This window comes from Bacillus sp. Marseille-Q3570, assembly GCF_946151055.1.
In the GTDB taxonomy this organism is placed as follows: domain Bacteria; phylum Bacillota; class Bacilli; order Bacillales; family Fictibacillaceae; genus Pseudalkalibacillus.
The window spans coordinates 184010-202909 of record NZ_CAMGYZ010000001.1; the positions used below are offsets into that span (position 1 = coordinate 184010).

Sequence of the window (18900 nt, forward strand, 5' to 3'; positions counted from 1 at the left end):
ATTCGCTTTAAAATGCGTTTTGCCACTTTTTTGTGACAATTTGTAGAATATGCTTGACTTGTTCAGATACGATTTCTCTCTGATATTCTTCATCCATATGCTCTAACGGTACGGGTGGTATATTGACCAGACGATCTCCGAACTCTTCCATTCCTGTCCACCTTGCGTCTGAAGTGATGAAAACCGGGTATGGCATTCCTCCGTTTTCAAGTTCATCAGTAAGTACGGTAATCCGTTTTAGAACATCTTCATCAGACTCACTAACCAAATATGTAACAGCCGGAAAAAGGAAAACCCGCCCCTTCAATTGTCGCTCAATTTCCTCGGTCAAGATCAAAGGAAATTCACCTTTGAGTATATGATTCTTCATCTGTGATCCCCATGTAATCGGAATCAATGGGACGATTGCTGTGTCTACGTATTCAGAAGCTTGAATGTACATGTCCAAATCTTTAGAGCGCCATTTCATCATCGTTCACATCCTTCTTCAAGTGCATTCCTCCTCAGTTTACCATTACCAATCGGGTTAGGAAAAGATTAAGAACAATTCATCCAAAAGATAGAGCTGACTGTGTTAAATCTAGAACACTCCGTTTGAGTACTGATTTGCCATCTAAAAGAACCTATGCCAGATCGCCCTAAAACTCAAAAAAAGAACAAACCCTCTTTCTATCTTTGAAAGGGTTTGTTCGTTATGGCGAGCAGCTACATAATCTCAAAATTCTGATCATCATAGCTTATTAAGTTCTTTAGTCAACCGTTCGAAGGAATCGTAATCCTTCCGATCAAGCGCCTCATCGATTTGCGTTTGCAGAGATTTCTTACGGAAATGGCTGAATGATTGATCAAGGATCATTTCTGCCCATAATCCATACTTCTTATCTGGAACCATGTTCTCTGGAATATGAGGGTTTTCCTCAAGTACAGCTACGTATTGAGGTGTACGGTATGCCCCTTTGAACTTCAATTCGATATAAACGTCCTCGTCCTGATTCAAGCGGATGTCATGAAACGATTTTTCTGCGTCCGTCGTCAGGATATTCTGTTTATAGAACCTGAATGGTACACCGTCTACACAGTTAGTGGACATGATGATCGCCTTCGGACAGTATTCTGCATTCTCCACAAAATGGACATTTTCCATCAGCGCTTCATCACTTACCAAATAGTTCAGCAACCATACACATTCACGCTTTTTCAATTGATAGTGGTTTAGAAACCATTTTAGAAAATCCTTTTTCTCTAGGACGGTAACGGTGCTGCTCATTGCAATCCCTCCATCATTCCCATGTCATTCGAGATCTTACAATTTCCTACAGCTCAACAAATTTACATGATTCATTTGATGATTACTTACTATGTTCTATCACCAAACATTCAATTCCTTCTTTATTGTGAAATTTTTGTGTATTTTTAATAAATTCCAGTTTTGGAAATAGAATCTAAATCATTCACAAATCCTGCAGTCTGTTGACCTCTTCCTCAAGGTGAAAACGGTCTGGATCGAATTCCATCGCTTTTTTGAATAAGGTCTTTGCCTTATCCCGGTGACCGATCTCTAGGGAATACCATCCATAATCCTCTAGAAATTCAGACTGTTCTTTTAGCTCAGTATATGCTTCTTCATACTTTTCCAATGCGTGTTCATCATCTTCCAGTTCCCTATAAGCAACAGCTGTTTTCCAGTTCGCATCAGATGAAAGATCACCGTAACGTTCAATCTCGACTGCCAGGTCTATAAGAGATTCGAACATTTCACCTTGCAAGTATTGTTCCATCAGAACAGTTGTCGCCTTCATATTAGAAGGATTCAGACTTAACGTGTTCTTCAATAACTCAAACCCTTTTTCCTGATTATTCATGCGGAAGGCTAGTTTTCCAGCCTGAAGGTATAATTCCTCATTGAATTCATCCCAACGAATCCCTTCCAGGCTGACATCCATCGCTTCCTTCAAAGCCCCCTCTTCTTCATACGCTTGTGCCAATACCGGGTATAATGTCGTATATTGCGGATCCAATTCCTTCAAGTGAGTGAGGGCTTGTATCGTCTTCTGGTATTCACCGATCCCGCTTGCTGTCAAAGCATATCCAAACCAATCATCCGGGTTGGACTCGTCATGAAGCCCTTTTTCGTAATATTTCAAGGCTTCCTCAAATTGACCGGATCCTGTCAAAGATTCTGCCATGCGTAAGAAGATAGGAGTCTGATTGAAATGTTCATGGCCGGATTTGAGCAATTCTTCATAATAAATTCTGCTTCTTTTAAAATTACCTTGATGCAAATAAAATTCCCCAAGTCCGAATGTAATAACCGGTTCATTCGGAGCAATACGTTTGGCACTCAACAATTTCTGTTCTGCTACTTCAGTAAGTCCTTGTCTTTCATATAAATCAGCTGAAAGCATGAGAGCTTCAAGATATCCTTCATGATCAGGTGTGATGGTTGAAAGCTGCTGAAGTGCTTCTTCTTCTCGTTCTATCTCCATATATAGTTCGGCTGCAAACAATTTCAACTCATCTACATCCGGATAAAACGCAATCAATTCTTCTGTGACATCAATCGCTTCGTCCATGAATCCAAGTTCATTGTAAAGTTGTGCGATCTCTAACAAAGTATCATGATCAGCGCTTTCTCTTACGTTTTTCAATAAACCGAGTCCCTTTTCGATCTCTCCCCGGTCTATACTCTCAATAGCTTCCTGCACACTGGGCATGATGGACATCCTTTCTTTCTATAACAAGTCGTTGGACATCGCACGGAAAATACCTGGCCTTATGATTCTCAACTCTCTCCCAGCACCTGGTTCAAGGTGAATTTCCTCTCCCGCTTTGATGACCTTTCCATTTTGTACAACAATATCTGGATTATTACTTCCATCATACTTGAGTATTTGTTCCTCATCAACCGAAATGTTTTCTTTATAAATCAAATAATCCACATCACAGCCGGACACCCATGAACCCTTTTTAGGATAGATCCCAAGACTTTGTAGTTGTTCTTTTGTAAATCGTTTTCCTTCATCTGGGAATGAATCGATTGTACAGATCGATTTCTCTTTACAGATTCTGTTCCACTTCTCTTTCAATTGAATTAATCTTTTTTCATGCACTGGAAGTTGCGACCAATCAGCAACGATTGGGATTGTGTATGGGAAATTCACGTTCCTGATCCATTCCCAAATGACAGTATCCAAATCTTCTTCTTGTTCTACAATTGCATTGATGAAAGGAATTTTATGCTTCTGGCAGGTTCGAATCAGTGAAGGGGAAATACGAGTCATAGGCATCTGCAGACCAATTACGTAGTCGATCGGGAAGATAGCGAGCTGTTTCCTGAAATCTTCAAGACGTGTGATGAATTCCTTTGTGTATTTCAATGTAAAAGCCGTGACGATAGCGGTACATCCCTGGACTACGAGTTCTTCACAATGTTTCAGCAATGATTCCTCATTAATTTCACTGATTTCAAAATGTCTAAGAATATGACCTGGGACCACATTCAATCCAGTAGAATTTACAGAAAAACACTTCATTCTAAGAGGTCTTTCAGAAACATAACACACAACATTATTTTTGATATGCACATGTTTTTGCCGAGGAACTTTATCAGTCGTCCAGACATTTTCTAAAATATATTCCATTACCTGCGGTCCCCTCCTCAAAATAGAAAACGGTGTTATAGACAGGCTATGAGGAGAGAGCAGATTTCAGAACTTTTTTGCTTCAAAGCTAACCGTATGACAGTTTTATTACAATAAATAAAAAAAAGCCCAGTTAACATGCAGGAGTCCTGCAAGATAACTGGATCAATAGTCCATTTTTATATGGATAGGAGTGGAGAGAAACCATACTACAATTATTATAACAAGCTATACTGAAAAATCAATATATTTTTTGAAAATTTATATAATTGTATCTTTTCTGATAAAATCAACCGTCTGCCTCGTTTTCCAGCCAATTGGATAGACATTGTATGATTCCTTCGTTTTGCTCAGTACTTCCCACCGTAATACGTACACTTGTAGGAAAACCTAAAGCATTTCCTGAACGGACGATGTAACCGTTTTTCAACAAATAATTGAACACTTCATCTCCCTGTTTCGTTTTGAAGTCGATCAGGATGAAGTTCCCTTGTGATGGGAAATATTCCAAATGATATTTATCACAAAAATCTTCATACATCTTCATTCCTTCACGGTTCCGTTCGCGGCACATCTCAATAAAATCCAAATTATCCAGCGCTGTGATTGCTGCTCTTTGCGCAACGCGAGAAGTATTGAAGGGTTCACGGACTGGATCAACCACTTTAATCAGATTCTCATGGGCAACACCATATCCGATACGTAAAGAGGCTAATCCGAATGCTTTGGAAAATGTACGGAATATGATCAAGTTAGGATAATCACGTTGTAGCTTCAATGTATCTGGATAGTCGTCTGAGACAACATATTCCTGGTAAGCTTCATCACAAGCTACAATGACATCCGGCGGTACCTTTTCAAGGAATGATACGAGTTCTTTTTCTGTGACATATGTCCCTGTGGGATTATTTGGACTGCAAATCCAGACGATCTTCGTGTTCCTATCGATGGCTTCATACATTTTATCAAGATCATGCTTTCCATCATTCGTAAGAGGTATTTCAATGATTTCAGCACCTTCAATCACCGAATTATGTTTGTATTGCGGAAAGGTCGGCGAAGCCATTACGGTGTTCGATTCAGGCGACAAATATGTACGGCAGAACATCTCTACCACCTCATCTGAACCATTACCGAAAAGAATTTGTTGCGGTTTTACATTCAAGTGATCAGCTAGCTTGTACCTTGTCTCTGCTGCATATCCATCCGGATAGATCGATACACTGTTCAACTCATCCATTACGGCATCCTTTACTGCTGCTGCACAGCCAAACGGATTTTCATTCGATGCGAGTTTCGTCACTGATGTCAATCCGAGTTCCCTTTTGACCTCTTCAATAGGTTTACCTGGCTGATAGGCTTTCAATGATAAAATCTGCTGTTTCGCTTTCATACAAACACCCCTGTCCAAAATCATATTATGTAGATTGCTTCAATTATTTTCTTGTGCCTTGTGTTGTGTAAACCATCAACTCGTGCCGTTTGATTTAACCCAAGACTTGAAAGAATCCAAATGTTCAAGTATGACTTGATCCTCTACCTTTTCGAGGGTCGCTTCACCACATTCATCAAGTAAAACCATCCATATTTGTCGTCTACTATTTTTCTTGTCCTGCTTCATTCTCTCAAGTAATAATCCCGGCCGGTTCAAGGTAGGATGCCAATTCGCATACCCTAATCGGCTGATCCAGTCATAAAATTTTCCGGATACGATCGGACGCTCCAATCGTTCTTCACTCAATTTGATTGCATACAGCATCCCTATCATGACAGCTTCTCCATGTGAAATGCTTTGATACCTGCTTTCAGCTTCGATCGCATGCCCAAGTGTATGCCCGAGGTTGAGATATGCCCGGATTCCAGCTTCTCGCTCGTCCAAACTTACGATTTCTGCCTTTAGTTCTATAGCGCGCTTGATGACTTTTTCCAGTATGTTTTCTTTCACAGGTAGAGACTCAACATTAGAAGATAGATAGTCATAGAATTCTGCATCTCTAATAAGCCCCATCTTTACAATCTCGGCAAATCCGGACCGCCATTCCCTGGCAGGCAATGTTTTAAGGAAATCGACGTCGAACAGGACCGCTTCTGGTTGGTGGAAGGCTCCGATCAGGTTTTTACCTAATGAATGATTGATTCCCACCTTTCCTCCTACACTGCTGTCATGAGCTAACAGTGTTGTCGGGATTTGGATGAACCTGATGCCACGAAGGTATGTCGCAGCTATGAAACCAGCAAGGTCGCCGACAACTCCGCCTCCAAGAGCTATGATCAGGGATTTACGATCCAATTGACAACGCAAGGCGTAGGTAATGCCTTTTTCATATTCTCGCAAGGATTTACTTGATTCTCCTGCAGGGATGATCCATTCATTCACCTGATGGCCTTCGAGTTTCTTCTTGACTAGATTGAGATAAAGTGGTGCAACATTACTATCAGAAATGATCAAAATGCTGCTGCACTCTGGAACAGTTTCCTTTATAATATCATTTAAATTTGATATCATCCCTTGTCCGATATAAACAGGGTATTGTTCATTATCCGTTCTTACTTCAATGGTTTCCAATTTAAAACTCCTCTGATTGAATCGAAATAGTCCAAGTATTCCATTTAAGCTAGCCCCTCACTTTTTCCGATAAAAAAATGTTGCAACGGATTCAAGTCCATATTGATTCGGATTGAAAATCTGTTCGGTGCTTCCAACAAACAAAATACCTCCAGGACGTAAAGCTTGACTGAACTTTTCGTAGAGCTGCTTTTTTGCATCCTCAGTAAAATAAATCATCACATTCCTGCAAACGATAAGGTCGAAATTCGACTTGAAGGAATCGGCAAGCATGTTATGTTTTTCGTAACGAATATTTTCTTTCAGTACATCACTTACCTTAAAACCAATTCCATCTTTTTCGAAATATTCCTTCTTCATTTTTTCAGGTACATCCTTCAAGCTTTTTTCGAGATAATAACCAAGCTTTGCCCGCTTGATTGCTAATTCATCGATATCGGTAGCGAGGATTGAAAATTTCTCAGAAGAAATGCTCTCTCTTAATATCATAGCAAGAGTATAGGGTTCTTCTCCAGTAGAACATGCTGCGCTCCACACATTCAAGGAATCTCTTCCATTTTTCAATGCAGGAATCCATTCTTTTTGAAGCACATTCCATCTTGATGGATTTCTGAAAAACTCCGAAACGTTGATTGTCATCCTATCAAGGAACTCCTTGAGCAGTATGTTATCCTTTTCCATGGCAAAATAAAAATCAGAGAATGTGTCAAATCCCTTCTTTTCCCTTAGAGCGATAAGACGGCGTTTCATTTGCGCCTCTTTATAAAGGGTTAAATCTATGCCAGTCACTTGTTTGATTTGTGTAGAAAACTGTGAATAATCCTGATCCATCTTTTCTTCTCCTTATTTGTGTTTTCTACTATATATATCGGTAAACAAGCTGATTATTTATGAAAGATTCGAACAAAAAAATTTGAGTTTAAGGAAAATAGAAATGGAGAGTATTTAATGAATAGAAGACAACTGTTCCGTTATCGGCTACAAAAAGTGGTATTCCGGAAAATTAGAGGACATCTGTTCCGTTATCTGGGAATTAGGAAGTGCTTCTTTATCGTCATCAAGCAAATAAGGTCATTGGTGTCCTCTATTTCTTTCAAACATGGCATTTTAGGGGAATTAGCGTCTCTGGTGTCCTCTAATAGTTCAGATTGGTCAACCTAACAAAGTTTGCTTTACATTAAATGAAGCCTAAGTAAAAAACCAGCCGATTGAATTCGACTGGTTCCATAGTGTTGCTTATACCCACTTTGCAATTGACTTGTCGTAGTTCACTAATTCTGCTTCATTGAAGAACAAGTTGATTTCTCTTTCGGCACTTTCAGGAGAGTCAGAACCGTGAATGATATTCTGTCCCACTTGGACAGCATAGTCACCACGGATCGTTCCAGGAGCCGCATCAGATGGATTTGTTTTTCCCATCATATTACGAGCTGTCGCAATAACATTTTCACCTTCCCATACCATCGCAAAAACTGGTCCAGATGTAATGAAATCTACAAGCTCACCGAAAAATGGACGTTCTTTATGCTCACCGTAGTGGTTCTGAGCTAATTCATCAGAAATCTGCATTAGCTTTGCACCAGCCAATTTAAATCCTTTTCTCTCGAATCGGTTTACGATTTCTCCAATAAGATTACGTTGAACGCCGTCAGGCTTTACCATCAAAAAAGTCTTTTCCATTATCATTTACCCCTTACTTATGTATGATTTCGGACTTCCTTTGTTGTCCGAAATGATTTTATCAAATTTTAAGCGTTTTCACAACTTTTAATAGTTTCTACGGCCGATATATTCAGCGATTTGTTTCAAAGACCGCTTGGCACGGTTATCTGGAAGCTCTTCTAGGGCATGGAAGGCTTTTTTCAAATAGCGATCGGAAATTTCCTTGGATTCTGCAATTGCCCCCATATCCTTAATTTCCCTGATCAATTCGTCCATTACACTTTGTGGTATTGGTTGGTTTTCAAATACGCTTTCTAGTCTCTGTTTGAAAGCAGGATCTTTCATTGCAAAAAATACAGGCAAGGTGATGTTTCCTTGTTGCAGATCACCGCCTGCAGGTTTCCCGAGTTGTTTTTCAGTAGATGTGAAATCCAAGATATCATCCGTGATCTGGAAGGCCATCCCTACATAATAACCAAACTGTTTAAGCTGTCTCTGGACATGTTGATCGGCATCTCCTGCAAGAGCCCCCAATTCACAACTGACAGAGATCAATAAAGCTGTCTTACGTTTGATCCTTCTGAAATAATCCCGTAAATTCTGATTGAGGTCATATTGTTCCTTGATTTGTTCAATCTCCCCCAGGCACATTTCCATGATCGCTCCAGATAAGACCTTATGAGCCTCCAGGTTATTCAAGTAAGTGATATACTCCAGTGACCTGGCAAAAATATAATCACCTGTATACATCGCTACACGATTATCATATTGGGCTTTGATAGTGGATTTTCCACGTCGTAAGGATGCATCATCAATGACATCATCATGGACAAGCGAAGCCATATGGATGAGTTCTAATGCAACAGCCGCTTTTTTGACCCGGTCCACATCGTATTTACCAAACTGCGCAGACAACAACACAAAAACAGGGCGGATCCTTTTTCCCCCTGCTTTCAATAATTGAATCGATGCATCTTGAAGAATCGAATGCTGTGCTTCAATGGTCTTTTCCAGATCATTTTCAATTGTTGAGAGATCGTTACGTAAATGAGAATAGATCGTTGTTAATTTCATAACTTCACCTTAATCCTGACGTTCTGGTGGACCAACGGGTTTATATCCAATATGAGTTGCTGCTACGCCACCGGAATATGGAATGACTTCCACGTTTTCGAAACCAGCCTCTTCGAAGAGTGCAGCTAGTTTCTTTCTCCCGGGAAAGTCTTTAGCTGATTCTTGAAGCCAAGAATATTCTTGATAGCTTTTCGCAAAAATACGCCCCAAAGCTGGCATAAGGTAACGGAAATAGCCATAATAGAGCTGTCGAAAAACGGGTATAGTCGGTTGAGAAGTCTCAAGGCAAACAACTTTACCTCCAGGTTTGACGACGCGGTGCATTTCTTTCAACACCTGTTTAAGATCAGGTACATTCCTCAACCCGAAACCGATCGTCACATAGTCAAATCCGTTATCTGCGTAAGGCAGTTCCATGGCATTGCCATGTTGCAGCTGAATATTGCCTAATCCTTCATCCTTTACCTTCTCTTCACCCACAGACAACATATTTTGACTGAAATCCAATCCGTAAGCTTGCCCTTCCGGACCGATCGCCTTCGCCATGGCAATCGTCCAATCACCTGTTCCACAGCAGACGTCCAATGTAGTTGAACCCTTTTGTACATCCATTCGCTTCATGGTATCCCGACGCCATGCGACATGTCGCTGGAAACTGATGATCGAGTTCATTTTATCGTAATGATTCGAAATGGATTCAAACACTTGGTGCACACGCTGTTCTTTCGTTTCTTGCTGCACATGATCACCCTTCTTCTGCATATTTCTTCATCCTGAAACCTGATTGCCTGATGTATTGTTCGATCCGTTTTTCTAACATCGAACTCATGACAGGTTCTTCAGCCCACAATTTTTCCAGTCGAATCTTTGAATGAAGGATATAAGCATCAACCACTTCGAGGATTTGATTCTTCAAAGATAGCCAGCCGCCTTTTGATCGGTTCAATTGATTCATGATTTTCGCGACCAATGGAGTATAAGTGTTGTTCTGTATGCTTTTTCTTTCCACTAGCATCCGTTTCATGAACGTAAATTCGTCAGCAATACCTTTCCACAACGGAAGATGGAAGTGATCTGCAGTTTTCAACAAAAGCGAGGATTCGATCCGATGGATGTTTTCCATTGAATTTTCGATAGATTGATTCTCGTTTTTATAGTATTGCATTTTATTTTCATTGATTTCTTGAATCGCTTGAGCAAGGGTCCGGATCATCGGCAAATCTTTTATTTCAGATAATAGATAATAATACAGACTACTATAGTAATCCCCTGCTAAAACCGTCAGTTGCCGGTTTTTCCTATCGTGATCCTCAGTCAAATCATGTGAGGAAATCTTCTCGTGTGTATCCAATGCGACCTGGACAAGCATGGTTGACACGGCATAGTACTCCAGTTCTACATCACTCAACTCTTTTTCCTTGAGCATGATATATGTAAGGAGAAGCTTGTCTTCATCAATAACAGGTTGCTCGATGAAACGCATAAGATAAGGATGTTGTAGTTTTTGGTTAATTTGTAGTAGCAGATCCGAAATCTTCCGACCTATGTCGTTGTTATTCATTGATTTTTTGCCCCCACCATTTCATGAATCTATGAAGAACAAAATTGGATTCAAGAAATCGTCTTGTATTTACAGTATGTATGAAATCAACCAACACTTGGTACTGCTTATTATATCATAAAACCCCACGTAACATGCGGTTGTCTTTTCAGATGTGATGGTTAAGGGGTACTGAAAAATGTGTTACCAATGGCTGAGTGAGTGTCGGTGTTTTTAAAAAATGGACACTGACACTCAACGTTATTGTAAACGGCCGATAATCAGTCTTGATCTGTATGCATCTCGCCATGTCTTGTCTGAATGACAGCTTTCCCTCTTACTTTTACGGCTGAAGTATGCTCAGTAAATTGTGCAATCATCACTTCATTCTTATCGAGTTTTTCTGAATGGTGGAAACGTGTATCCGAACCTCTCGTCAAACCAATTACGTTAACACCGTTTTCTTTTGCCTTTATCACGAAAAATTCGTTTTCTGATGTGGCCATAAGCCTTCCTCCTCGTTTATGACTTGATCAATCCCATCACTTCAGCACGGGCAGCTTGGTCTTTTTCAAAAATCCCTCGTACTGCGGAAGTAATCGTTTGCGAACCTGGCTTTTTAACACCTCGCATTGTCATGCACATATGTTCCGCTTCAATCACAACCATCACTCCATATGGTTGAAGTGAATTCAACAAAGAATCTGCAATCGTAGAGGTGATTCTTTCTTGAAGCTGTGGACGTCTTGTTACCGCTTCGACTGCTCTTGCCAATTTACTGAGCCCAGTCACTTTTCCACCCTTCGGAATATAGGCGACATGCGCTTTACCAAAGAAAGGTACGAGATGATGTTCACACATCGAGTAAAAAGGAATGTCCTTCACCAATACCAATTCCTCATGGTCTTCCCCAAAAACAGTTTTGAAATGTTCAGCAGGATCTTGATTCAATCCCTGAAAAACTTCTTCATACATTCGTGCAACCCGTTTAGGTGTATCTAACAGGCCCTCGCGTTCAGGGTCTTCACCTATCGCTTCAAGTATCATTTTAACAGCAGTTTCTATTTTTACGTGATCCATTTCTAATCTCCTTCATTCAATACAGTATCAAACAGATAATAGCATAATAGCCTCTTAATAAGCAAAAAAGAAGAGCCGATGGAATCGACTCTCCTTTCACGCCCTATGTACGATTACTTTACAGCGTCTTTAAGGGCTTTACCTGGTTTGAATGCAGGTACCTTGCTAGCAGGGATTTCAATTTCATCTCCTGTTTGCGGGTTACGGCCTTTACGAGCAGCACGCTCACGTACTTCGAAGTTACCGAAACCGATGAGTTGAACCTTGTCCCCACCCTTTAGTGATTCTTCAATCGCTCCAAATACAGCATCAACTGTTTTAGAAACGTCTTTCTTAGAAAGTTGGGTTTGCTCAGATACTGAATTGATAAGATCTGTCTTGTTCACACGACTCACCTCCTCTCAAATGGTTATTGATTTTTCGTTGATCGATTTTTAGTCATTATAACCAATTATTCAAAGAACTAACAGCGTGAATACGTTGACATGCCTTATATTAAACGAAAATGTTTAGGAATTCAATGTTTTTTCTAGATATTTGTATAAATGTCTGTAAATTTCAAACATTATTACATGTTCATGTGATCATTTTCGTGAAAAAGGCAACGGAGAGGGCTTAAAACGCTCCATATCAACGTGTTATAAAATCATAACATTACATCTGGTAGTTGTACAAAGATTTTCATTGTGATAGGGTTCATTTTTTTGCGATACCAACCATTTTACAGACAGTGGGTTAGTTGTTATTGTTGATTCCCGATCCATTTCTTGTGGGTTAAAGCGGAAGCGGCCCGGTTAATCACTCAGGTCACTGGAAAGCTGACAAGGCGGCTCGAACCAGTGGTGATATTCAGTCGAAGTTCATTATTATACTCGGATATCCTTTTAAAAAGTAAGATCTCGTTTGGTTCGCTTTTCCAGATATTTAGCATAATCCAGAACAAATGAAAAAGACTCCTCTTATTGGAGTCTTTTTTATTATAGGATGATCGCAATCAGACCGCCTGAACCTTCGTTAATGATTCTTTCTAATGTTTCTTTCAATTTGTATCTTGCGTTTTCTGGCATTAACGAGATTTTAGCCTGAATACCTTCCCTTACGATCGAATTAAGTGATCGGCCGAATATATCTGAGTTCCAGATTGATAATGGATCATCTTCAAAATCTTGCATCAAGTACCGAACCAGTTCTTCACTTTGTTTTTCTGTTCCGATGATCGGTGCGAATTCTGATTCTACATCGACTTTGATCATATGGATCGATGGTGCGACTGCTTTCAATCGGACACCGAACCTTGAGCCCTGGCGGATGATTTCTGGTTCATCTAAACTCATATCAGACAATGCCGGTGCTGCAATGCCATACCCAGTCTGTTTCACCATACGTAAGGCATCTGAAATTTGATCGTATTCAGACTTCGCATGGGCGAATTCCTGCATCAGTTGGAGGAGATGATCCTTACCTCTGATCTCGACCCCTACGACGTCTTTCAAGATTTGATCGTACAAGTCATCTGGAGCATATAGATCGATTTCAGCAATCCCTTGCCCCATCTCGATACCTGCCAGCCGGGCTTCATCAATGAATTCAAAATCAGTGAAATTACCCACAACCCGATCGACATCACGTAATCGTTTGATATCTTTTACTGTTTCGCGTACAGACTCTTCATAGCTGTGTCTTAGCCAGTGCTCATTGTTCAACACCATAACCCAGCTAGGAAGGTTGACATTGACCTCGAGTACCGGAAATTCATAAAGGACTTCTCTTAATACGTTGTTTATATCATGTTCGGTCATACTCTCGACACTTAGTGAAAGTACTGGAATATCATGTTCTTCAGCTAATTGCCTTCTCAACTTTTCCGTTTCAGGATGATGTGGATGAACCGAATTGATAACCATGATGAATGGCTTTCCGACTTCTTTCAGCTCTTCGACGATTCGTTGCTCGGATTCAACGTAATCATAGCGTGGAATCTCACCAATGGATCCGTCCGTCGTTACAACCACACCGAGTGTCGAGTGTTCCTGGATGACTTTCCTCGTGCCGATCTCAGCTGCTTCATGGAACGGTATCGGCTCTTCATACCACGGAGTATGGATCATTCTAGGTCCATTTTCATCCTCGTAACCTTTTGCGCTAGGAACTGCATAACCAACGCTATCAACTAATCGTATGTTCACTTCCAAGCCTTCATCCACTTCAATTTTCACTGCATTGTTCGGGACGAATTTCGGCTCTGTCGTCATGATCGTTTTACCTGCTGCACTTTGAGGCAGTTCATCCTGTGCACGTGCTTTATCTGATTCGCTCTCAATGTTCGGCAGGACGACGAGTTCCATGAACTTTTTGATGAAAGTCGATTTACCGGTTCGAACAGCCCCCACTACACCCAAATAAATATCGCCGCCAGTCCGTTCTGCGATATCTTTGAAGATATCTACTTTTTCCATTAGTTCCCCTCCCCATTCCAGAGTAGTGTTTGGGTAGTTATAGACAATATATGTCTATGATGTTGTCCAATGAATATGACTGATTCTGCATTATTTTCAAAAATATCATTGCAAAAGATCAAAATTTATCTCTTACAAAGTCCTAAAGGAAGATCATTCAGGAATACATTTTCGCCAGTAGTTGCTTTCCGTTCTCGATGATCCTTCCTGTTGAACCATTTGATATTTTTGACGCACAAAAAAATCCCTCCCTTTCTACACTTTATTGGTAGGTAGGAGGGAACATACCTATTTTAGTAAAAAAACAGGTTCATCATCTTCAACAGTATAAGGAACTGAAAAGGCAGGGACGAATGGAGAATCTTCAACAAGGATATCTCTGATGTCATCACCCTTCTTATAGTCATGATCCTTCTTTTCAAGAGCCTGATAGAGATCCATCGAATAGTCAATATAGACATTATTCTTATTATCGACAATCAATGGAAGGTGGTTTCCTGTAAATGGACTTTTGACTGTCGGTTGTTCTTTATAACCTAATTTTTTATGTTTCAAAGTATATCTTTCGTTTGCAAGGACTTTATCATATGGTGGATATTTATGTTTTTGGATGTATAGTCTCAACTTCGTCTTATAGTCCTTCACTTGTTCAATTGTTTCAAGGTCTACAAGTTTGACCTTCGGATCCTTTTCAACATCAAATAGGACATATTGATAGACTCCTCCATTTTCATAAGAATTACCTGGAGGCTCCTGCATGTAACGAGGAACTAGTTTTCCAAAATCAATAGGATATTTAACATATATAGGTGTGCCTTGATCACGGTTTACGATGGGCAAGACGCCATTATCTTTACGGTATTCGATGACCGCATTTTGGACATTGTTCAATTGATCTTCATAAGGAACTTGATTTTGTCCCAGCCTCTCTTCAGGATAAAGACATCCGGCAAGGAGAGTGAACACTAGAATCACTGACATCAATCGGATTAAAAGTTTCATTGTATCACCTATTTCACTGTGCTGTAGTATGTAAGCTAGTCCAAGATCAATTTATGATCATACCGGGTACTGGACCACTGAAGACTACCAGCAGGATCAGAATGCCAGCCGTGACCATGCAAACATACGCGAATAACGTGACGATGAATTTAAATATTCCATTTAGCTTCGTACGACTCCATGTTATCGAAATGACCGCGAAGAACATCAAACCAATCGCGCCAAGTGCAATCCACATTTTCAATAAACCATCAGACATATCCATACCTCCTTGATACCGGTATAATTATAGCACAATCTCATCTTTGTCCAAATGTAAATCTGATGAACATACAAAGGAACCGGGTCGCTTCCTCTTTTCGTGTGTCAGCGGAAAGGGAAATAATGTCGTATTAATCCACATGTAATAAAAGCACAAATTAAAAGCTGAAGAAAAGGGCGCCCCTTTCTTCAGCAATGACTAAATAACTATTTCCCACTGCAGCTCAAACTGTCCATTCCATGCTAGTTTATGCAAGATTTATGGATACTGTATCGCTCAATCGCCTATTTTCCTGATAATTATTTTTTGTTGAACATTTTCGCGATCGAGGTCATGTCCAGAGGGATATTATTATTTATGATCGCTTTCACAATCTGATCTTCTTTTTCCTTAGAAACTGGGACACCAGCCATACGAGAAACTTGTGAAATCAATTGTCTGATGGTTTTCTCATCACGTAAATTGGCACTTTGTACAGAGTCAGCTAATTTGAAAATATCTTCTTTTTTTACACCCGTCTTTTTCTCAATGTCATCCATGAAATTTCTGTCCATCGAAGTCCTCCTCACACGTAACATTCACAATATCCTATGCGAGATGGGAGACTTCGTGAGTTCTATTCAGGATTTAATTTTCATCGAGTGTATATCGATCTGAAATCATAGAGCTGAGATCCTCGACTTCATGGGTACGGCTTCGTCTCATCAATGAATCTACTGCTTCCTTAGGAGTCTTGGAATCGAACAAGACCTGGTACAGCTCATTTGTAATCGGCAATTCAACGCCTTCCTTTTGCGCAAGCTGATAAGCCGCTTTCGTCGTTCTGACACCCTCGACGACCATTCCCATATTTTCAAGAACTTCCTCAAGCGAGTTGCCTTTCCCCAGCAGATTTCCTGCCCGCCAGTTACGGCTGTGTACACTGGTACATGTAACGACAAGATCTCCGATGCCGGAAAGTCCAGCAAAAGTCAAAGGCTTTGCACCCATGAATGTACCCAATCTTGCAATTTCCGCTAAACCTCTAGTCAACAAAGCAGCTTTGGCATTATCTCCATATCCTAGACCATCAGAAAGACCTGCACCCAGTGCGATGATGTTCTTCAATGAACCACCAAGTTCGACACCTACGATATCTGGATTCGTGTAGACACGGAAATTAGGATTGATGAACAAATCTTGGACTTCTTCTGCAGCTTCCTGGTCCTTTGAAGAAACTGTGACCGTGGTCGGTTGTCTCAAGCTGACCTCTTCAGCGTGACTCGGGCCAGAAAGGACGACAACCGATTTTCTGAGCATTTCTGGAATTTCGTCCTCAATCACCTCAGACACTCTGAATAATGTATCAGGTTCAATTCCTTTACTAGCATGTACAAGTGTAACTGGCTTCGTGAAGATTTCCTTCAATTGACCGAGAACTTCCCGGATTGCACTAGTCGGTGTAACAAGCAGTACTGTGTCGGTATCCTTAACAGCATCCTCTAGATCGTTTGTCGCCACTAAATTTTCAGGGAGCTTTATGTCCGGAAGGTACTTGCTGTTCGTATGCTTTTCATTGATTTCTTCCACTTGTTCAGATCTACGCGCCCAAATCCGAACATCATGATCATTATCAGCAAGTACCAACGCAAGGGCTGTCCCCCAGCTCCCCGCTCCAATAACAGCAACTTTCTTCATCAACTGGTCACTTCCTTCTTTTGTCCAAGTTTACTTTCTGTTCCTTTTACGAGACGTTGGATGTTTTGTCTATGACGCCATAATGACAATAATCCGATTATGGTCGCCAATATTATATAGTTCGTATCATAGTCCCCGATTATCAAGGTAAGGACAGGTGTTAAAAACATGAAAATAAGTGAACCTAATGAAACATATCTTGTGATGGCGATCGTCAGGATAGCAACAATTCCAGAAATTAATGCTGGTATGAATACGAGGATCGCACACACACCGATTGTCGTCGCGACACCTTTACCGCCCCTGAAACCATAGTAGATCGGCCAATTATGCCCAATGATGGCGAATAAACCAGCAATAAAGGCAATCCATCCTTCGACACCGACAAGATAACTTAATAAAACTGCGATGATTCCTTTTGAAGCATCCAGAAGAAGTACAGTAATGGCAGGACCCCAACCTAATAATCTTAATGTATTGGTAGCACCAGCATTCCCGCTCCCCTGGGTACGGATGTCGATTTTCTTGATTTTCTTTGCAATCAGATAGCTGAAACTGATCGAGCCTATCAAATATCCAATTATACTGACTACGATAATGTTGACGAATTCCATGAGTTCCTCCTATTCATTTTTTCTACGGGCAATGATACGAATTGGAGTTCCTTTGAATCCAAATGCTTCACGGATACGATTTTCTATGAATCGTTTATAAGAAAAATGAAGCAGTTCCGGATCATTGACAAACAAAACGAAGGTAGGCGGCTTTGTAGCAACCTGGGTCACATAATTGATTTTAAGACGTCTTCCTTTGTCTGTAGGAGTCGGATTCATCATGACCGCATCCATCACAACATCGTTCAAGACGTTCGTCTTTACTCGCATTGCATGGTTTTCTGCAACGGTATTGATCATCGGCATGAGTGTATGAAGACGTTGTTTCGTCTGTGCAGAAACGAATACGATCGGTGCATAATCAAGGAACAAGAAATGATCCCTGATTTTCTGTTCGAATTCCCGCAGTGTCTTATCATCTTTTTCAATTGCATCCCATTTATTGACGACGATCACGACTGCACGTCCAGCTTCATGAGCATAGCCAGCAATTTTCTTGTCTTGTTCGATGATTCCTTCTTCTGCATTCAAAACGACCAGCACGACATCTGAACGGTCGATCGCTTTTAAAGCCCTTAATACACTATACTTTTCGGTAGACTCATATACTTTTCCTTTTTTTCGCATTCCTGCAGTATCGATGATCACATATTCTTGACCGTCACGAGTGAACTTTGCATCGATAGCGTCCCTTGTCGTTCCTGCTATATCACTGACAATTGCACGTTCTTTCCCAACAATTGCATTCACTAAAGATGATTTCCCCACATTCGGGCGGCCGATCAATGAAAATTTAATAGTAGATTCATCATAATCATCACTTTCATCTTTCGGAAAATGTTTGATGACTTCATCAAGCATATCCCCTAAACCTAGACCATGTGCACCAGAGATCGGAACTGGTTCACCGAAACCAAGTGAGTAGAATTCATACACTTCACTCATACGTTCTGGGTTATCGATTTTGTTTACTGCAAGGACGACAGGTTTTTTTGAACGGAATAATATTTGTGCCACTTCTTCGTCAGCAGCGGTTATCCCTTCACGACCATTGACCATGAAAATGATGACATCTGCTTCATCAATTGCTATTTCCGCTTGCTGTCTCATTTGTTTCAATAATGGTTCATCACCAAGATCGATTCCCCCGGTATCAATAAGGTTGAACTCAGTATTCAACCATTCTGCAGAGCTGTAAATACGATCTCGTGTCACACCAGGTTTATCTTCAACGATAGCTAAACGATCTCCTATAATACGATTGAATATCGTAGACTTCCCTACATTAGGTCTTCCTACAACAGCTGCGACCGGTTTTCGCATATA

General features: G+C 40.6%; 21 protein-coding genes. All 21 read right to left on the reverse strand.

Annotated elements, in window-relative coordinates; translation table 11 throughout:
* Positions 1-7: 7 nt before the first annotated feature.
* A complete protein-coding gene (locus tag N8M93_RS00940; protein ID WP_261129124.1) occupies positions 8-472 on the reverse strand; it encodes a YpiF family protein in 465 nt (154 codons plus the stop codon).
* Positions 473-730: 258 nt separating this feature from the next.
* A complete protein-coding gene (locus N8M93_RS00945) occupies positions 731-1267 on the reverse strand; it encodes a ReoY family proteolytic degradation factor (RefSeq protein WP_261129126.1) in 537 nt (178 codons plus the stop codon).
* A 184-nt stretch (positions 1268-1451) separates the two neighbouring features.
* Positions 1452-2714, reverse strand: coding sequence for a tetratricopeptide repeat protein (locus N8M93_RS00950; RefSeq protein ID WP_261129127.1), 1263 nt, complete (start codon positions 2712-2714; stop codon positions 1452-1454).
* A gap of 18 nt (positions 2715-2732) precedes the next feature.
* Positions 2733-3641, reverse strand: a complete 909-nt coding sequence (locus N8M93_RS00955) for a hypothetical protein (protein ID WP_261129128.1) — start codon at positions 3639-3641, stop codon at positions 2733-2735.
* A gap of 289 nt (positions 3642-3930) precedes the next feature.
* Positions 3931-5034, reverse strand: coding sequence for a histidinol-phosphate transaminase (gene hisC, locus N8M93_RS00960; protein WP_261129129.1), 1104 nt, complete (start codon positions 5032-5034; stop codon positions 3931-3933).
* A gap of 75 nt (positions 5035-5109) precedes the next feature.
* Entirely contained in the window at positions 5110-6207 is a 1098-nt protein-coding gene (aroB, locus tag N8M93_RS00965; protein WP_261129130.1) for a 3-dehydroquinate synthase, read from the reverse strand.
* A gap of 57 nt (positions 6208-6264) precedes the next feature.
* Positions 6265-7038 (reverse strand): protein-glutamate O-methyltransferase CheR, encoded by a 774-nt coding sequence (locus tag N8M93_RS00970; RefSeq protein WP_261129131.1) that lies wholly within the window; start codon positions 7036-7038, stop codon positions 6265-6267.
* A 405-nt stretch (positions 7039-7443) separates the two neighbouring features.
* Positions 7444-7887, reverse strand: a complete 444-nt coding sequence (gene ndk / locus N8M93_RS00975; protein WP_261129132.1) for a nucleoside-diphosphate kinase — start codon at positions 7885-7887, stop codon at positions 7444-7446.
* Positions 7888-7974: 87 nt separating this feature from the next.
* Positions 7975-8943 (reverse strand): heptaprenyl diphosphate synthase component II, encoded by a 969-nt coding sequence (gene hepT / locus N8M93_RS00980; protein WP_261129133.1) that lies wholly within the window; start codon positions 8941-8943, stop codon positions 7975-7977.
* Positions 8944-8952: 9 nt separating this feature from the next.
* Positions 8953-9705: a demethylmenaquinone methyltransferase gene (gene menG / locus N8M93_RS00985; protein WP_261129134.1), complete on the reverse strand. Its 753-nt coding sequence runs from the start codon at positions 9703-9705 to the stop codon at positions 8953-8955.
* Entirely contained in the window at positions 9689-10504 is an 816-nt protein-coding gene (locus N8M93_RS00990; RefSeq protein WP_261129135.1) for a heptaprenyl diphosphate synthase component 1, read from the reverse strand. Before N8M93_RS00990 ends, menG begins: the two co-directional genes overlap by 17 nt.
* A gap of 260 nt (positions 10505-10764) precedes the next feature.
* Positions 10765-10989 (reverse strand): trp RNA-binding attenuation protein MtrB, encoded by a 225-nt coding sequence (gene mtrB / locus N8M93_RS00995; RefSeq protein ID WP_226549510.1) that lies wholly within the window; start codon positions 10987-10989, stop codon positions 10765-10767.
* Between the two features lie 16 nt (positions 10990-11005).
* Complete coding sequence (gene folE, locus N8M93_RS01000; RefSeq protein WP_261129138.1) at positions 11006-11563, reverse strand: GTP cyclohydrolase I FolE; 558 nt, start codon at positions 11561-11563, stop codon at positions 11006-11008.
* 113 nt (positions 11564-11676) lie between these two features.
* Positions 11677-11949: an HU family DNA-binding protein gene (locus N8M93_RS01005; protein WP_221565211.1), complete on the reverse strand. Its 273-nt coding sequence runs from the start codon at positions 11947-11949 to the stop codon at positions 11677-11679.
* 591 nt (positions 11950-12540) lie between these two features.
* Entirely contained in the window at positions 12541-14019 is a 1479-nt protein-coding gene (gene spoIVA / locus N8M93_RS01010) for a stage IV sporulation protein A (protein ID WP_261129139.1), read from the reverse strand.
* A gap of 288 nt (positions 14020-14307) precedes the next feature.
* Positions 14308-15009 (reverse strand): hypothetical protein, encoded by a 702-nt coding sequence (locus tag N8M93_RS01015; protein ID WP_261129664.1) that lies wholly within the window; start codon positions 15007-15009, stop codon positions 14308-14310.
* Positions 15010-15067: 58 nt separating this feature from the next.
* The gene (locus N8M93_RS01020) at positions 15068-15280 is read right to left on the reverse strand and encodes a DUF2768 domain-containing protein (RefSeq protein WP_261129141.1); all 213 of its coding nucleotides are present in this window, start codon (positions 15278-15280) and stop codon (positions 15068-15070) included.
* A 302-nt stretch (positions 15281-15582) separates the two neighbouring features.
* On the reverse strand, positions 15583-15837 hold the full coding sequence (locus N8M93_RS01025) for a stage VI sporulation protein F (RefSeq protein ID WP_261129142.1): 255 nt from the start codon (positions 15835-15837) through the stop codon (positions 15583-15585).
* A gap of 73 nt (positions 15838-15910) precedes the next feature.
* The gene (locus tag N8M93_RS01030; protein ID WP_261129665.1) at positions 15911-16960 is read right to left on the reverse strand and encodes an NAD(P)H-dependent glycerol-3-phosphate dehydrogenase; all 1050 of its coding nucleotides are present in this window, start codon (positions 16958-16960) and stop codon (positions 15911-15913) included.
* Positions 16960-17574: a glycerol-3-phosphate 1-O-acyltransferase PlsY gene (plsY, locus tag N8M93_RS01035; RefSeq protein ID WP_261129143.1), complete on the reverse strand. Its 615-nt coding sequence runs from the start codon at positions 17572-17574 to the stop codon at positions 16960-16962. The genes N8M93_RS01030 and plsY overlap by 1 nt, the downstream gene beginning before the upstream one ends.
* Positions 17575-17583: 9 nt before the next feature.
* Positions 17584-18897 carry a ribosome biogenesis GTPase Der gene (der, locus tag N8M93_RS01040; protein ID WP_261129144.1) on the reverse strand — a complete coding sequence of 438 codons (1314 nt, stop codon included), beginning with the start codon at positions 18895-18897 and terminating at the stop codon, positions 17584-17586.
* Between the last annotated feature and the right edge of the window lie 3 nt (positions 18898-18900).

Coding starts and splice junctions, on each gene's coding strand:
- N8M93_RS00940 (WP_261129124.1), bottom strand. CDS start 472: ATGATGAAATGGCGCTCTAAAGATTTGGACATGTACATTCAAGCTTCT.
- N8M93_RS00945 (WP_261129126.1), bottom strand. CDS start 1,267: ATGAGCAGCACCGTTACCGTCCTAGAGAAAAAGGATTTTCTAAAATGG.
- N8M93_RS00950 (WP_261129127.1), bottom strand. CDS start 2,714: ATGCCCAGTGTGCAGGAAGCTATTGAGAGTATAGACCGGGGAGAGATC.
- N8M93_RS00955 (WP_261129128.1), bottom strand. CDS start 3,641: ATGGAATATATTTTAGAAAATGTCTGGACGACTGATAAAGTTCCTCGG.
- hisC (WP_261129129.1), bottom strand. CDS start 5,034: ATGAAAGCGAAACAGCAGATTTTATCATTGAAAGCCTATCAGCCAGGT.
- N8M93_RS00970 (WP_261129131.1), bottom strand. CDS start 7,038: ATGGATCAGGATTATTCACAGTTTTCTACACAAATCAAACAAGTGACT.
- ndk (WP_261129132.1), bottom strand. CDS start 7,887: ATGGAAAAGACTTTTTTGATGGTAAAGCCTGACGGCGTTCAACGTAAT.
- hepT (WP_261129133.1), bottom strand. CDS start 8,943: ATGAAATTAACAACGATCTATTCTCATTTACGTAACGATCTCTCAACA.
- menG (WP_261129134.1), bottom strand. CDS start 9,705: ATGCAGAAGAAGGGTGATCATGTGCAGCAAGAAACGAAAGAACAGCGT.
- N8M93_RS00990 (WP_261129135.1), bottom strand. CDS start 10,504: ATGAATAACAACGACATAGGTCGGAAGATTTCGGATCTGCTACTACAA.
- mtrB (WP_226549510.1), bottom strand. CDS start 10,989: ATGGCCACATCAGAAAACGAATTTTTCGTGATAAAGGCAAAAGAAAAC.
- folE (WP_261129138.1), bottom strand. CDS start 11,563: ATGGATCACGTAAAAATAGAAACTGCTGTTAAAATGATACTTGAAGCG.
- spoIVA (WP_261129139.1), bottom strand. CDS start 14,019: ATGGAAAAAGTAGATATCTTCAAAGATATCGCAGAACGGACTGGCGGC.
- N8M93_RS01020 (WP_261129141.1), bottom strand. CDS start 15,280: ATGTCTGATGGTTTATTGAAAATGTGGATTGCACTTGGCGCGATTGGT.
- N8M93_RS01025 (WP_261129142.1), bottom strand. CDS start 15,837: ATGGACAGAAATTTCATGGATGACATTGAGAAAAAGACGGGTGTAAAA.
- N8M93_RS01030 (WP_261129665.1), bottom strand. CDS start 16,960: ATGAAGAAAGTTGCTGTTATTGGAGCGGGGAGCTGGGGGACAGCCCTT.
- plsY (WP_261129143.1), bottom strand. CDS start 17,574: ATGGAATTCGTCAACATTATCGTAGTCAGTATAATTGGATATTTGATA.
- der (WP_261129144.1), bottom strand. CDS start 18,897: ATGCGAAAACCGGTCGCAGCTGTTGTAGGAAGACCTAATGTAGGGAAG.